The sequence below is a fragment of the Streptomyces sp. NPDC043896 genome (genome assembly GCF_056435605.1).
The window spans coordinates 127373-141192 of sequence record NZ_JBWKEE010000023.1 but is presented as its reverse complement, the minus strand read 5'-3'; the positions used below and the strand labels follow the sequence as shown (position 1 = coordinate 141192).

14 protein-coding genes are annotated in these 13820 nt (G+C 73.0%); 5 read left to right on the top strand and 9 right to left on the bottom strand.

Going from position 1 to position 13820, the window contains the following annotated elements; translation table 11 throughout:
• Positions 1 to 145: 145 nt before the first annotated feature.
• Positions 146 to 1267 carry an alkene reductase gene (locus AC069X_RS29095; protein ID WP_478733054.1) on the bottom strand — a complete coding sequence of 374 codons (1122 nt, stop codon included), beginning with the start codon at positions 1265 to 1267 and terminating at the stop codon, positions 146 to 148.
• Positions 1268 to 1344: 77 nt separating this feature from the next.
• On the opposite strand from AC069X_RS29095, the gene AC069X_RS29090 reads away from it, so the two are divergent.
• Positions 1345 to 1731, top strand: coding sequence for a MerR family transcriptional regulator (locus AC069X_RS29090; protein ID WP_478733052.1), 387 nt, complete (start codon positions 1345 to 1347; stop codon positions 1729 to 1731).
• A gap of 36 nt (positions 1732 to 1767) precedes the next feature.
• Here AC069X_RS29090 and AC069X_RS29085 read toward each other — a convergent pair whose 3' ends face one another.
• The 7 genes from AC069X_RS29085 to AC069X_RS29055 form a co-directional block, all read right to left on the bottom strand.
• Positions 1768 to 3000 carry an acyl-CoA dehydrogenase family protein gene (locus AC069X_RS29085; protein ID WP_478733050.1) on the bottom strand — a complete coding sequence of 411 codons (1233 nt, stop codon included), beginning with the start codon at positions 2998 to 3000 and terminating at the stop codon, positions 1768 to 1770.
• A 13-nt stretch (positions 3001 to 3013) separates the two neighbouring features.
• Positions 3014 to 4051 (bottom strand): phosphotransferase family protein, encoded by a 1038-nt coding sequence (locus AC069X_RS29080; RefSeq protein WP_478733048.1) that lies wholly within the window; start codon positions 4049 to 4051, stop codon positions 3014 to 3016.
• A gap of 118 nt (positions 4052 to 4169) precedes the next feature.
• Positions 4170 to 5081, bottom strand: a complete 912-nt coding sequence (locus AC069X_RS29075; RefSeq protein ID WP_478733046.1) for an MBL fold metallo-hydrolase — start codon at positions 5079 to 5081, stop codon at positions 4170 to 4172.
• Between the two features lie 175 nt (positions 5082 to 5256).
• Positions 5257 to 5553 carry a hypothetical protein gene (locus AC069X_RS29070; RefSeq protein ID WP_478733044.1) on the bottom strand — a complete coding sequence of 99 codons (297 nt, stop codon included), beginning with the start codon at positions 5551 to 5553 and terminating at the stop codon, positions 5257 to 5259.
• A gap of 111 nt (positions 5554 to 5664) precedes the next feature.
• The gene (locus AC069X_RS29065) at positions 5665 to 5985 is read right to left on the bottom strand and encodes a DUF202 domain-containing protein (RefSeq protein WP_478733042.1); all 321 of its coding nucleotides are present in this window, start codon (positions 5983 to 5985) and stop codon (positions 5665 to 5667) included.
• On the bottom strand, positions 5982 to 6380 hold the full coding sequence (locus AC069X_RS29060) for a YidH family protein (protein WP_478733040.1): 399 nt from the start codon (positions 6378 to 6380) through the stop codon (positions 5982 to 5984). The genes AC069X_RS29065 and AC069X_RS29060 overlap by 4 nt, the downstream gene beginning before the upstream one ends.
• 20 nt (positions 6381 to 6400) lie before the next feature.
• Positions 6401 to 6940: an NUDIX hydrolase gene (locus AC069X_RS29055; RefSeq protein WP_478733038.1), complete on the bottom strand. Its 540-nt coding sequence runs from the start codon at positions 6938 to 6940 to the stop codon at positions 6401 to 6403.
• An 87-nt stretch (positions 6941 to 7027) separates the two neighbouring features.
• Here AC069X_RS29055 and AC069X_RS29050 point away from each other — a divergent pair, with 87 nt between their 5' ends.
• Positions 7028 to 8683, top strand: coding sequence for an FAD-binding dehydrogenase (locus tag AC069X_RS29050; RefSeq protein ID WP_478733036.1), 1656 nt, complete (start codon positions 7028 to 7030; stop codon positions 8681 to 8683).
• Positions 8684 to 8741: 58 nt separating this feature from the next.
• On the opposite strand, the gene AC069X_RS29045 is transcribed toward AC069X_RS29050, so the two are convergent.
• Positions 8742 to 9155, bottom strand: a complete 414-nt coding sequence (locus AC069X_RS29045) for an ASCH domain-containing protein (protein ID WP_478733035.1) — start codon at positions 9153 to 9155, stop codon at positions 8742 to 8744.
• Between the two features lie 298 nt (positions 9156 to 9453).
• Between AC069X_RS29045 and AC069X_RS29040 the strand changes: the two genes are divergently transcribed.
• From AC069X_RS29040 to AC069X_RS29030, 3 genes are all read left to right on the top strand, one after another.
• Positions 9454 to 10401, top strand: a complete 948-nt coding sequence (locus AC069X_RS29040) for a hypothetical protein (protein ID WP_478733033.1) — start codon at positions 9454 to 9456, stop codon at positions 10399 to 10401.
• A gap of 26 nt (positions 10402 to 10427) precedes the next feature.
• Positions 10428 to 11978, top strand: coding sequence for an APC family permease (locus tag AC069X_RS29035; RefSeq protein ID WP_478733031.1), 1551 nt, complete (start codon positions 10428 to 10430; stop codon positions 11976 to 11978).
• Positions 11979 to 12199: 221 nt separating this feature from the next.
• Positions 12200 to 13639, top strand: coding sequence for an amino acid permease (locus AC069X_RS29030; protein WP_478733029.1), 1440 nt, complete (start codon positions 12200 to 12202; stop codon positions 13637 to 13639).
• Positions 13640 to 13820: the final 181 nt, after the last annotated feature.

The window sequence follows — 13820 nt, the reverse complement described above, 5'->3', positions numbered from 1 at the left end:
GGTGAGTTCCTAGACAGCTCCCACCACACCGGAGGTCTTCGTCATGTTCAAGACCTGCCGAGTGTCAACAACGCTCGTGATCAATACACCTAGGGCCTGTCGTCAGACTTCCGTCTGGGCGACGACGGCAGTTTGACGACAGGCCCTAGGCAACGGCAACGGGAAGGGCCAGCGGCGGGTAGTCGTTGTAGCCCTCCGCGCCGCGCACGTGCATCAGGAACTCGGGGCGGAGTCCGTTGAGCGGCGCGCCCGTGCGCAGCCGCTCCACCAGGTCGGGGTTGGCCAGGAAGCCCCGTCCCAGTGCCACGAGGTCGGCGCCCTCCGCCAGCAGCCGCTCGCCGCGCCGCAGGCCCGCGTCGGCGGCGACCTCCTCGTGGGAGAGCCTGGGGTTGGCGATCAGGGTGCCGGGCCAGGCCCCGCGGAGCTCCGCGAAGAGCGGCCGGTCCGGGTCGGCGTGGACCTGGTGCAGGTAGACGGGCTCCAGGTCCGCCAGCGCCGCGACCAGCGCGGGGTAGAGCCGCTCGGTGTCGTCCTCCCGCACGCCGTTGACGTCCGCCCCCGGGGAGATCCGTACGCCGACCCGCTCCGGGCCGACCGCCTCGGCGACGGCCCGGACCACCTCGACGGTGAACCGGATCCGCTTCTCGACGGAGCCGCCCCACGCGTCGGTGCGCAGGTTGGTGTTCCCGGCGAGGAACTGGTGGAGCAGGTGGCCGTTGGCGGAGTGCACCTCCACCCCGGCGAAGCCCGCCTCGACGGCGTTGCGGGCGGCCCGGGCGAAGTCGGCGATGGTGGCGTGGACGTCCTCCTCCGTCATCGCCCGGGGCGTGACGGCCTCCCGCGGCCCGCCCGGGGTCATGAGCGGCTCCGGGAAGCGCACGGCGGACGGTGCGAGCGGTACGTACCCGCTGGTGTCGGGGTGTCCGACCCGGCCGCCGTGCTGGAGCTGGAGGAACATCCGCCCGCCCGAGGCGCGCACGGCGTCGGTGACCCGGCGCCAGCCGGCGATCTGGGCCGGGGTGTGGATGCCGGGGATGTGCGGGTAGGTCTGCCCGACGGCGTTCGGAGTGGTGCCCTCGGCGATGATCAGCCCGGCCGAGGCGCGCTGCGCGTAGTGGAGGGCCATGAGCTCCCCGGGCACCCCGTCGGCCCCGGCGCGGTTGCGCGTGAGCGGGGCCATGACCAGCCGGTTGGGGAGTTCCAGGCCGCCGAGGCGGGCGGGTTCGAAGAGGCGGGATGCGGCGGGGGACTGCGGTGTCTGCGTCATGCCGGTACCGTAGAACCTGACATCAATGTCAGGTTCAAGGGCTGGATCCAGGACCGGATCCACGGAGCGGGGTGGGCATGCGGATCGGTGAACTGGCGGCGCGCACGGGGGTCGGTGAGCGTTCGCTGCGCTACTACGAGCAGCAGGGGCTGCTGGCGTCCGACCGTACGCCCGGCGGCCACCGGGACTTCCCCGAACGGGCCGTCGACCGGGTGATCCGCATCCAGGAGCTCTACGCGGCCGGACTCAACAGCACCCGGATCGGGCGGATCCTGCCCTGCATGCGCGACGAGGACGGTGGCCCGTCGGTACGGGCCACCCCCGCCCTGGTGGCCGAACTGGCCGCCGAGCGGGACCGGATCGACCGGATGATCGGCGACCTCGTCCGCTCCCGGGAGGTGCTGGACGAGGTCATCGCGGCGGCATCCGGCCGGACCCCGGCCGGGGCGGACGGCAGGGGATAGGCCCTGTCGTCAGGTTTCGCCCGGCCCGCGACGGCGCTACGTCGCCGACGGCCCCTGGCGGTACCGCTTCAGCTCGCGGTGCGCCAGCGAGCGCTGGTGGACCTCGTCCGGGCCGTCCGCCAGCCGCAGCGTGCGCGCCGCCGCCCACAGTTCGGCCAGCGGGAAGTCCTGGCTGACCCCGCCCGCGCCGTGCAGCTGCACCGCCTGGTCCAGGATCCCCACGACCGCGCGCGGGGTGGCGATCTTGATGGCCTGGATCTCGGTGTGCGCGCCCCGGTTGCCGACCGTGTCCATCAGCCAGGCCGTCTTCAGCACCAGCAGCCGCAACTGCTCGATGGTGACCCGGGCGTCCGCGATCCAGTTCTGCACGACCCCCTGCGCGGCCAGCTCCTTCCCGAAGGCGGTACGTCCCACCGCGCGCCGGCACATCAGCTCCACCGCCCGCTCCGCCATGCCGATCAGCCGCATGCAGTGGTGGATCCGCCCCGGACCCAGCCGGGCCTGGGCGATGGCGAAGCCCGAACCCTCCTCGCCGATCAGGTTCCCCGCCGGGACCCGGGCCCCGTCGAAGACCACCTCGGCGTGCCCGCCGTGGTCGTGGTCCGCGTACCCGTACACCGTCATCGCCCGGCGCACCTCCACGCCGGGGGTGTCGCGCGGGACCAGGACCATCGACTGCCGACGGCGCGGATCGGGGCCGTCCGGATCGGTCTCGCCCATCACGATGAAGACCTTGCAGTCCGGGTTCATCGCCCCCGAGATGTACCACTTGCGCCCGGTCACCACGTACGCGTCACCGTCCTGCTCGATCCGGGTCTCGATGTTCGTCGCGTCCGAGGAGGCCACTTCGGGCTCGGTCATCGCGAAGGCCGAGCGGATCTCCCCGGCGAGCAGCGGCTCCAGCCACTGCTTGCGCTGCGCCTCGTCGCCGAACTGCGCGAGCAGCTCCATGTTCCCGGTGTCCGGGGCCGCGCAGTTGGTGGCCATCGGCGCCAGGTGCGGGCTGCGGCCGGTGATCTCGGCCAACGGGGCGTACTGGAGGTTGGTCAGCCCCGCGCCGTGCACGGAATCCGGGAGGAAGAGGTTCCACAGCCCCTGGCGGCGCGCTTCGGCCTTCAGTTCACCGAAGACGGCCGGGGTGTCCCAGGGCGAGGCCAGCCGCGCGCGCTGCTCGGCGGCGACGGGCTCCGCCGGGTGGACGTACTCCTCCATGAACGCGAGCAGCCGCTCGCGGAGTTCCTCGGTCCGGGTGTCGAATGCGAAGTCCATGCTGTTCGGCTCCTCAGCCTTCCTGGAAGGTGGTCAGACCGTGCGCGATGAAGACCGGGACCAGCTCGCCGATCCGGTCGAAGCCCGCGCCGACCGTCTGGCCGAGCGTGTACCGGTAGTGGATGCCCTCCAGGATCACCGCGAGCTTGAACCAGGCGAAGGCCGTGTACCAGGCGATCGCCCCGGTGTCCCGCCCCGAACGGGCGGCGTACCGTTCGACCAGCTCGGCGGGGGACGGATGGCCGGGCGCCCCGCTCGTCGTGCCGACCGGGGACTCGGGCAGGCCCAGGTCGGAGCTGTACATCACCAGCAGCCCGAGGTCCGTCAGCGGATCGCCCAGCGTGGACATCTCCCAGTCCAGGACCGCCCGGATCGTGTCGTCCGGGCCGCCGATCAGGACGTTGTCCAGCCGGAAGTCGCCGTGCACCACGGCCGGGGCGGGGGAGCCGGGCAGTGCCCGGCCCAGCATCCCGTGCAGTTCGTCGATTCCGGCGAGCTCCCGGCCCCGGGAGGCCGCGAGCTGCTTGCCCCACCGGCGCAGCTGCCGGTCGAGGAAGCCCTCGGGCCGGCCGAAGTCGCCCAGGCCCACCGCCTCCGGGTCCACCGCGTGCAGGTCGACCAGGGTGTCCACCAGGCCCAGCACGGCCCGGCGGGTGCGCTCGGGGCCGAGCCCCGCGAGCTGCCCGGCGGTCCGGTACGGGACCCCGTCCACGTGCTCCATCACGTAGAACGGCGCCCCCAGCACCTCCTCGTCCTCGCACAGCAGCAGCGGCTCCGGCACCGGTACGGCCGTCCCGTGCAGGGCCGAGATCACCCGGTGCTCGCGCCGCATGTCGTGCGCGGTGGCCAGGACGTGCCCCAGCGGCGGCCGCCGCACCACCCAGCGGGAGGTGCCGTCGGTGACCGCGTACGTGAGGTTCGACCGGCCTCCCTCGATCAGCCGCCCGCTCAGCGGCCCCGCCACGAGCCCGGGCCGCGCCGTGCCGAGGTGGGTGCGCAGCCGTCGCAGATCGAGGCCTCGGGGATCGGCTGGGGGATCGGCTGGGGTCATGTGCGCGCCTCCGTACGAAGTCGAGGACGGGTTCCCGGTTCGGGGGCCATCATGCCGACCAGTCGGTATGCCGTCCATAGGGTGGCCGAAAGAACTCCCTCCGGCCGGTCCGTTCAGCTCACGCGTGGCACAGGATCGGCGTCCCGCCGTTCATCACCGTCATGTCCCGAAGCACCGCCATGATGTCGAGCGGGGCTCCCTCCGGCTCCCCGGCCAGCTCCGCGTACGCCCGGTGCAGGTTCGCCACCAGCCGCTCGCTCTCCCGCCAGGCCGCGAACTCCCCGAGGTCCGCCGCCCGCGCCACCTCCAGCGGGGTCCGGCCCTCCTCCCGGCCCTCCCGCGCCAGTCCGTCCACGTACCGCAGGTACCGCTCGGTGGCGTCGTACGCCGACGCGTCGGTGAGCGGCCCGTGGCCCGGTACGACGGTCTCCGCGTCCAGCGACCGCAGCAGCTCCAGCGCCCGCAGCGACCCGGCGAGGGAGCCCATCGCGAGGAACGGGGTGCCGCCGGCGAAGACCAGGTCGCCGGTGAACACCACCCGCTGCCGGGGCAGCCACACGACCGAGTCCCCGGTGGTGTGGGCCACGCCCGGGTGGATGACGCGGACCTCGGTGTCGCCGACGTGCAGCGTCAGCCGGTCGGCGTACGTGAGGTCGGGCGCGGTGATCTCTATCGCCCCGAAGTCGGTCGCGGGCCAGATCAGCTCCAGCTGGTGCCCTGCGGCGAGCTGCTCGGCGCGCGCGTTGTCGTGCCCGACGATCACGGCCCCGGGCGCGAAGGCGGCGTTGCCGTAGGTGTGGTCGCCGTGGTGGTGGGTGTTGACCACCGTCCGGGGCAGCGGCACCCCGGACGCCACGACCGCCTCGCGCAGGGCCAGCGCCCGGCGCTCGGTGGCGGCCGTGTCGACGAGCAGGGTCCGGCCGCCGTCGCTGATCCACCCGGCGTTGTTCAGGCACCAGCCCCCGTCGGGCTGGACGTAGGCGTGGACCCCGGCCGCAAGCTGGACGACGTACGGCTCTTCGACGGTCATGGACGCTCTCCCCGGGTCGATGTGACAGGTGGTCGGCATCCTGTCAGCCGGGGTACGGGCCGGGGAGGGCGGGGGCGGCGCGCTCGGATCCGGGCGCGCGCGGCGGAAGCCTCCGGCGGTCGCGCCCGCCGAGCGCCCAGCGGTCGCGCCCGGCGCCCGCCCTCAGCCCTCGCCGTCAGTGGTCGTCGTAGTGGCCCTCGTGCTCGGCGTGCCGGTGGCCGTCGTGCACGTAGTCCAGGTGGTCGCCGTGCCGGACCGCGTCGTGCCCGCAGCCCTCGCCGTGCGCGTGGTCGTGGTCCTCGTGCGGGGAGTGCGCCGGGCTCTCGCACTCGTCCCAGTGCCCCGCGTGCTGCCGGTGCAGGTGGCCGTCGTGCGCGTAGTCGAGGTGGTCACCGTGGTCGACCGCCGTGTGCCCGCAGTCGGGGCCGTGCTCGTGGGCGTGCGTGGGGTGTTCCTGGTGCAGGGTCGTCATGCTGCCGAGGCTAGTGCGGAACCTCCCGGATCGCCCGTTGCGTCCCCCCGGGTGTCGTCGTGCCGCGGCACAAGGCGGACCACAGGGAAACCGGGCCGTCGGACCAGCGGCTCAGACGATGACCGCCATCGCGAACACCGCCAGCCCCAGCGAGCACAGCACCGCCCCCAGGGCCACCCGCGGCGCGAGCCCCGGCGGCCGCGCACCGGCCAGCTCCCGCACCCGTACGTGCGCCAGCCACAGGAACGCCACCCAGATCAGCGCGATCACCGCCACCCCGGCCAGCTCCGCCCGCGAACCGGTCCCGTGCAGGGCCTGCCGCAGCGCCAGCACCGCGGTGACCGAACAGGCCAGCGTCGTACGCCGCCACGCCAGCCGCGTCCGCTCCGGCTGGAGCCCCGCGTCGCGGGCCGCCGTACCGGGCCGGCTCACCGCCCGGCCGTCCAGCCCAGCAGGACGAGCACCACCATCGCGGCGGCCACCAGACCCACCCCCAGGCTCAGCACCACCGGGAACCGCGACACCGGCAGGTCCTCGCCCCGCCGCATCGCCCGCTCGCAGCGCACCCAGTGGTTCACGGCCCGCAGCGCGCACGCCGCCCCCACCGCCAGCAGCGCGAAGGCCATCCCGACCCGCACCCCCCACCGCAGGTCCGGCAGGAACTGGTCCACCGCGAACCCGCCGCCCACCAGCGCCAGCGCGGTCCGGATCCAGGCCAGGAAGGTCCGCTCGTTGGCGAGGGAGAAGCGGTAGTCCGGAGTCTCGCCCTCGTCCCGCAGCCGCTCCGGTGCGAACCAGAGCCGCACGTCCTTGACGAAGTCGATCACGTGGCCAATCTACGTCCCCGTCACGCACCCGGCGCGGGCTGGGTCCCGCCCGCCCGGAAGGCCCGCAGCCGCCGGTACGCCTCCAGCCCGTCCGGCACCCACGGCCACTCCCCGCCGGCGATCCGCCGGTCCAGTTCCTCCTGCGGGAGCCAGGCGTGCCAGTCCACCTCGGAGGCCTGCGGAGCCACCGGCAGCGGGCACCCCACCTCGTGCACGTACGACCACCAGCCCCCGCCCGGCCCCTCGTACAGGAACTTGAACAGAGGCTCCGGCCGGTCCAGCCCGCTCACCCCGAGCTCCTCCTCGGCCTCGCGCAGCGCGGCGTCCGCGTACTCCTCCCCGGCGCCCAGCACCCCGCCCACGAACATGTCGTAGTGCGCGGGGAAGACCAGCTTCGACGCGGTCCGGCGGTGCACGAAGACCCGCCCCGCCACGTCCCTGGCCAGCACGAACACGCACCGGTGCAGCAGCCCCCGGGCGTACACCTCGCCCCGGGGGGCCTGCCCGACGACCCGGTCGTCCCGGTCCACCACGTCCAGTACCTCGTCAGCGGGATCCACGGACCCATCCAATCACCGCTGTTGACTGGTCACCGCTCCGTGGCAAAGGATCTGCCCCACCACCGACCGACCGGAGGACCGGCAGGCATGACGTACGACGCTGACGTGATCGTGATCGGAGCGGGCCTCGCGGGTCTCGTGGCCACCGCCGAGCTCGTCGACGCGGGCCGCAAGGTGATCCTCCTCGACCAGGAGCCGGAGCGGTCGATCGGCGGCCAGGCCCACTGGTCCTTCGGCGGACTGTTCTTCGTGGACTCGCCCGAGCAGCGCCGCCTGCGCATCAAGGACAGCCACGCCCTCGCCCTCCAGGACTGGTACGGCACCGCCGGGTTCGACCGCGAGGAGGACGCCTGGCCGCGCCGCTGGGCGGAGGCGTACGTGGACTTCGCGGCCGGCGAGAAGCGCCCCTGGCTGCACGCCCAGGGGGTGCGCTTCTTCCCCGTGGTCGGCTGGGCCGAACGCGGCGGCTACGACGCCGGCGGCCCCGGCAACTCGGTGCCCCGCTTCCACATCACCTGGGGCACCGGCCCCGGCCTGCTGGAGCCCTTCGTGCGGCGGGTCCGCGCCGGAGCGGCCCGCGGGCTGGTCCGGCTCGCCTTCCGCCACCGGGTCACCGGGCTGGCGGCCACCGCCGGCGCCGTCGACACCGTCACCGGCGAGGTCCTGGCGCCCTCGGACGCCGTACGGGGCACCGCGAGCAGCCGCGAGGCGGTCGGCGCGTTCAGCCTGCGGGCCCAGGCGGTGATCGTGACCAGCGGGGGCATCGGCGGCAACCACGACCTCGTACGCGCCCAGTGGCCCGCCCGCCTCGGCACCCCGCCCGCCCGGATGCTCTCCGGGGTCCCGGCGCACGTGGACGGGCTGATGCTGGGCATCGCCGAGGCCGCCGGAGCCAGCCACATCAACAAGGACCGGATGTGGCACTACACCGAGGGCATCGAGAACTGGGACCCCATCTGGGCGCGGCACGGCATCCGCATCCTGCCCGGCCCGTCCTCGCTGTGGCTGGACGCCACCGGCAAGCGGCTGCCCGTACCGCTCTTCCCCGGCTTCGACACGCTCGGCACCCTCGACCACATCATGCGGACCGGCCACGACCACACCTGGTTCGTGCTCAACCAGCGCATCATCGGCAAGGAGTTCGGCCTCTCCGGATCCGAGCAGAACCCGGACCTGACGGGCAAGTCGGTGCGCGAGGTGATCAACCGTGCCCGGCAGGCCGTCCCCGGCCCGGTCAAGGCCTTCATGGACCGCGGCACGGACTTCATCGTGGAGCGGGACCTGTCCGCGCTGGTCCGCCGGATGAACGAGCTCACCAAGGAGGACCTGCTCGACGAGGCCGCCGTCCGCCGTGCGATCACCGCCCGCGACCGGGAGATAGCCAACCCCTTCACCAAGGACCTCCAGGTCACGGCCATCCACGGGGCGCGCAAGTACCTCGGCGACCGGCTGATCCGCACCGCCGCCCCGCACCGCATCCTGGACCCCGGGGCCGGCCCGCTGATCGCCGTCCGGCTCTCGATCCTGACCCGCAAGTCCCTCGGCGGCCTGGAGACCGACCTCTCCTCCCGCGTCCTGACCCCCTCCGGCGACCCGCTGCCCGGCGTCTACGCCGCCGGCGAGGCCGCCGGCTTCGGCGGCGGCGGCGTCCACGGCTACCGGGCCCTGGAGGGCACGTTCCTCGGCGGCTGCGTCTTCTCCGGCCGCGCCGCGGGCCGCGCGGCCGCCCGGGCCGTCGGCTAGGGCCGGCGGCCAGGGCCGGCGCCAGGGCGGCCGCCGGACGGCCGCGGAGCGCTCCGCACTAGACGATCCGGAAGCGCTCCGCGACCACGAGGGTGTCGTCGTTCACGGTGAAGGCCGGATCCCCCATCTCCGCCCGCAGCGGCTCGCTGTGCCAGAACCCCTCGTGCGCGGAGCGCCATTCGGCCACCGAGGCGAAACCCTCGCCCTCGTCCAGGGCGTGCCGCAGATCGACCTCGGCCAGCCGCAGCACCCGTACGTCCGTCACCTCCAGGACGGCCACGGGACGCTCCCCGGAATCCACCAGGGCGTAGCGTTCCCCCGGCCGGGGCAGTGGCTCACCCTGGGCCTCGTGCCACTCCATCAGGCCTGTCGTCGTGGTCTTCGCACCGCTCAGTACGGCGGCCACCAGGGTGTCGCGCTGCTCCCCGGGAAAGCCCAGTTCGAAGGGCCGGAGATCCTCGTCAGTCGTCATGCACCCACCCTACGGAGCATCTCCCCAGGTCACACCTGCATTTCGAACCGTCACTTGCGTCCCAAGTCGCCCCTTCTGCTCACCAGTTGAAACGCGCCACCCAGTGGACCGGACCTTGACGCGGAGCTGTGCCTACCGGTTTGCTGTCCGTGATCATCCTGGCTGACCACCGGCGTGATCGAGCCGCCCCGTCGGCACCCCACGCGTACCACCCCGCACCGACCGCCCCACCCGTACCCCCGTGCGCGCACCCGCGCACGTTGTCCACCCGCGCCCGCGTCCTGGAGGGAACCCGCGGATGTCCCCGCCTCCGCCGCCCCTCGGCCGCGCCCGCAAACGGGACGCCCAGCTCTTCGACCCGGCCCTGTGCGACACCGAACTCGTCGGTGTCCGCAGCCAGTTCACCCAGGGCCGGTGGGCCAAGGCCCGTACCCTCCTCGTCGCCACCGGCGACGACTGGGACCGCCGGGGCCACCGCGTCGCCGTCCTCGCCGAAACCCCGGCCGCCACCGCCTGGGCCGGCGAATGGCTCCTCGCCGAACCCGACAGCGCCGACGCCGCCACCCTCCTCGCCTGCGCCTCCGTCTTCACCGCCCTGCGCGGCAAGGGCAGCCCCGAGGCCGCCGAGGAGGCCTGCCGCCGCGCCGCCGCGCTGCTCCCCGCCGACCCCACCCCCTGGCTCGGCCTCCTCATGCTCGCCCGCGCCTTCGGCACCGACGAGGAGTTCAGCCGCCACTTCGACCAGGTCCGGGCCCGCCACCGCGAGCACCACCACGCCCACCACCTCATGGTCGCCAAGCTCGCCGAACGCGCCCCCGCCTCCGGCCACGACCCGCTCCACGAGGTCTACGACTTCGCCGCCTGGGCCGCCGAGGAGTCCCCGGCCGACTCCCCGCTCGCCGTGCTGCCCGTCATCGCCCACGCCGAGCGCTTCCGCGTCCTCGCCGCCGACCGGGGCGCCGACTGCGGGGCCGCCGCGGAGCACTGGACCGGGCGCCGCGCCCGCCAGGTGCTGCGCTCCGCCTTCGACTGGTGGCTGGAGTGGGAACGCGAGGACCACCCCCGCAACCGGGTCGACCTCAACTTCCTCGCCCACGCCAAGCTCTGCGAAGGCCGCCCCGCCGAGGCGGCCGCCCTCTTCCACCGCATCGGCAGCCATGCCACCCGCGCCCCCTGGTCCTACCCGGACCGCGATCCGCAGAAGGCCTTCCTCGCCGCGCGCAGTGCCGCGCTCGGCACCGCTTGACCAGTCACCCCCGAAAGGACCCTGCCATGCCGACGGGCAGATCCACCACGCTCCCAGCCGACCCCGCGGCCGAGATCCGCACGTACAAGGGCCAGGACCGCGCCCTGCGTGCCGACCGGCTCGGCACCGCCGGACTGCTGCTCTCCGTCCTCGCCGCCAGCGCGCCCCTGATGGTCGTCGCAGGTGTCATGCCCACGATCTTCGGGGTCATGGGCATCGTCGGCCAGCCGCTCCTCTTCGTCATCCTCGGCGTCGTCCTCGCCCTGTTCGGCATCGGCTACGCCGAGATGAGCCGCCACGTCCACAACGCCGGAGCCTTCTACGCGTACATCGCGCGCGGCCTCGGGTCCACCGCCGGCGCCGCCGCCTCCACGGTCGCCCTCGTCGCCTACAGCGCCATGCAGGTCGGCGTCTACGGCATCCTCGGCTTCGAGATATCCGGCCTCTTCGCCACCTACCTCGACACCCAGGTCGCCTGGTGGATCCCGGCCCTGCTCGCGGTCGCCGCCACCGGCGCCCTCGGCTGGCTCAAGATCGACCTCAACGCCCGGGTGCTCGGCGTCCTGCTCCTCATCGAGTGCGCCCTCGTCGTCGTCTTCGACGTCGCCGCCCTCGGCAAGCCCGGCCCCGAAGGCCTCTCCCTGGGCGCCTTCGACCCCGCGACGCTCGGCGGAGCCGGCCTCGGCACCGCCCTGTGCTTCTGCATCGCCGCGTTCGTCGGCTTCGAGCAGTCCCCGGTCTACGCCGAGGAGACCAGCAAGCCGCACATCGTCGTCTCCCGCGTGATGTTCCTCGCCATCGGCTTCGTCGCCCTCTTCTTCGCGCTCAGCGCCTGGGCCCTCTCCGTCGCCACCGGCCCCGCCGGAATCGTCAAGGCCTCCGCGGAGGCCGGCCCCGGCCTCCTCTTCGAGCTCACCCAGAGCCGCCTCGGCGCCACCTTCACCGACGTCCTGCACGTGCTCTTCGTCAGCGGCATGTTCGCCGCCATGCTGAGCTTCCACAACGTCGTCGCCCGCTACGCCTTCGCCATGGGCCGCGAGGGCCTGCTCCCGGCCCGCTTCGGCCGCACCAACCCCGGCACCGGCGCCCCCGCCACCGGCTCCCTCCTGCAGACCGTCGTGGCCGCCGTGGTCGTCCTCGTCTTCGCCGTCACCGACTCCATGCCGACCGGCGACCCCACCGCCCCCGTCCTGCACCTGTTCACCTGGATGGGCAGCGTCGGCGCCCTCGGCGTGACCGTCCTGATGGCCACGGCCTCCTTCGCCGTCATCGCCTTCTTCGTCCGCCGGGGCACCGCGGCGGCCCAGGTCTGGCGGCTCGTCGCGGCCGGCCTGGCGGGCCTGGCCCTGGTCGGCATCGCCGTCTACACCGTCAAGGACTTCGCCCTCCTGGTCGGCGCCGAGCAGGGCTCCGCGCTGAGCTGGGCCCTGCCCGCGATCATCGCCGTCGCCGCGCTCGGCGGACTCGTCCACGGGCTGCTGCTGAAGTCCCGCCGCCCCGAGGTCCACGCCCGCATCGGCCTGGGCAACGAGGCCTTCCGCCTCGACCAGGCCGCGGAGGCCACGACCCGCGACTAAGGGCCCCCGGCCTCGTATTCGCACCCCTGGGAAGCCCCCGGAGACCGTTTCCATGGTCGCCGGGGGCTTCCGCGTTCGGTGGCCGATTTTGGCGGGTAGCGGAGGCACGTGGTCTCCTATGGCGACAAAATCACCGGTACCGCGATACGGGGGACACCACCCAGCTCCCCCGCGCGCGGCTGCCGGACCTGCCTGACCGAACCACGAAGGCGAAGTCCTACATGAGTGATCGCACCTTGACCGAGGCCCCGGCCGAGGCGTCCCGCCGCCCCGTCGACGCCGGTGACGAGGGCTACAGCAAGGACCTCAAGTCCCGCCACATCAACATGATCGCCATCGGCGGGGCGATAGGCACCGGCCTCTTCCTCGGCGCCGGAGGCCGCATCGCCGGCGCCGGCCCCTCCCTGGCCATCGCCTACGCGGTGTGCGGCGTCTTCGCCTTCTTCGTGGTCCGGGCCCTCGGCGAGCTCGTCCTCTACCGCCCGTCCTCCGGCGCCTTCGTCTCGTACGCGCGCGAGTTCATGGGGGAGAAGGGCGCCTACACGGCCGGCTGGCTCTACTTCCTCAACTGGTCCACCACCACTGTGGCCGACATCACCGCCGCCGCGACCTACGCGCACTTCTGGTCGATGTTCACCGACGTCCCCCAGTGGGTGCTCGCCTTCATCGCCCTGGCCGTCGTCCTCACCGCGAACCTGATCTCGGTGAAGTACTTCGGCGAGATGGAGTTCTGGTTCTCCCTCGTCAAGGTCGCCGCCCTGACGCTCTTCCTGCTCGTCGGCATCTACCTCGTCGCCACCAGCCACGACATCGGCGGCAACACCCCGGGCCTGGCCAACATCACCGACAACGGCGGCATCTTCCCCTCCGGCGTCCTGCCGATGCTCCTGGTCATCCAGGGCGTGGTCTTCGCGTACGCCTCCGTCGAGCTGTGCGGCGTCGCCGCCGGCGAGACCGAGAACCCCGAGAAGATCATGCCGAAGGCGATCAACTCGATCATGTGGCGCGTGGGCATCTTCTACGTCGGCTCCGTGGTCCTGCTGGCCCTGCTGCTCCCGTACACCGCGTACTCGGCCGACCAGAGCCCCTTCGTCACCGTCTTCGACAAGCTCGGCGTCCCGGGCGCCGCCGGCATCATGAACCTGGTCGTCCTGACCGCCGCCCTGTCCAGCCTGAACTCCGGCCTCTACTCCACCGGCCGGATCCTGCGCTCGATGGCCATGTCCGGCTCCGCCCCCAAGTTCACCGGAGTCATGAACAAGGGCAAGGTCCCCTACGGCGGCGTCCTCTTCACCGCCGCCTTCGGCGTCGCGGGCGTCGGCCTGAACTACTGGATGCCCGGCGAGGCCTTCGAGATCGTCCTCAACCTGGCCTCCATCGGCATCCTCGGCACCTGGGCCATGGTCATGCTCTGCTCGCTGTTCTTCTGGCGCCGGTCGAAGAACGGCCTGGTCGAGCGCCCGTCCTACCGCCTGCCCTGGGCCCCGTACACCCAGATCGTGACCCTGGTCTTCCTGGTCACGGTCCTGGTCCTGATGTGGTGCGACGGCGGCGTCGGCCGCACCACGGTCATGTTCCTCCCGGCGATCGCCGCCGCCCTCGTCGGCGGCTGGTTCCTGGTCCGCCGCCGCGTGGCCGAGCTGGCCGCCGCCAACGACTGACCGCGCCGCACGCGAAGGGCCCCCGGCCCGGGATCCGAGATCCCGGGCCGGGGGCCCTTTCCGTCAGCCGTGTTCCCGCAGGACGCCCGGGGAACGAAGAAGGACCCCGCCGTAGCGGGGTCCTTCTGTTTGTGTCCGAGGGGGGACTTGAACCCCCACGCCCGATAAAGGGCACTAGCAC

Excerpts from the sequence above, each read along its gene's own strand:
- AC069X_RS29050 (WP_478733036.1), top strand. The coding sequence starts at position 7,028 with ATGACGTACGACGCTGACGTGATCGTGATCGGAGCGGGCCTCGCGGGT.
- AC069X_RS29085 (WP_478733050.1), bottom strand. The coding sequence starts at position 3,000 with ATGGACTTCGCATTCGACACCCGGACCGAGGAACTCCGCGAGCGGCTG.
- AC069X_RS29045 (WP_478733035.1), bottom strand. The coding sequence starts at position 9,155 with ATGACGACTGACGAGGATCTCCGGCCCTTCGAACTGGGCTTTCCCGGG.
- AC069X_RS29095 (WP_478733054.1), bottom strand. The coding sequence starts at position 1,267 with ATGACGCAGACACCGCAGTCCCCCGCCGCATCCCGCCTCTTCGAACCC.
- AC069X_RS29030 (WP_478733029.1), top strand. The coding sequence starts at position 12,200 with ATGAGTGATCGCACCTTGACCGAGGCCCCGGCCGAGGCGTCCCGCCGC.
- AC069X_RS29040 (WP_478733033.1), top strand. The coding sequence starts at position 9,454 with ATGTCCCCGCCTCCGCCGCCCCTCGGCCGCGCCCGCAAACGGGACGCC.
- AC069X_RS29080 (WP_478733048.1), bottom strand. The coding sequence starts at position 4,051 with ATGACCCCAGCCGATCCCCCAGCCGATCCCCGAGGCCTCGATCTGCGA.
- AC069X_RS29075 (WP_478733046.1), bottom strand. The coding sequence starts at position 5,081 with ATGACCGTCGAAGAGCCGTACGTCGTCCAGCTTGCGGCCGGGGTCCAC.
- AC069X_RS29090 (WP_478733052.1), top strand. The coding sequence starts at position 1,345 with ATGCGGATCGGTGAACTGGCGGCGCGCACGGGGGTCGGTGAGCGTTCG.
- AC069X_RS29070 (WP_478733044.1), bottom strand. The coding sequence starts at position 5,553 with ATGACGACCCTGCACCAGGAACACCCCACGCACGCCCACGAGCACGGC.
- AC069X_RS29035 (WP_478733031.1), top strand. The coding sequence starts at position 10,428 with ATGCCGACGGGCAGATCCACCACGCTCCCAGCCGACCCCGCGGCCGAG.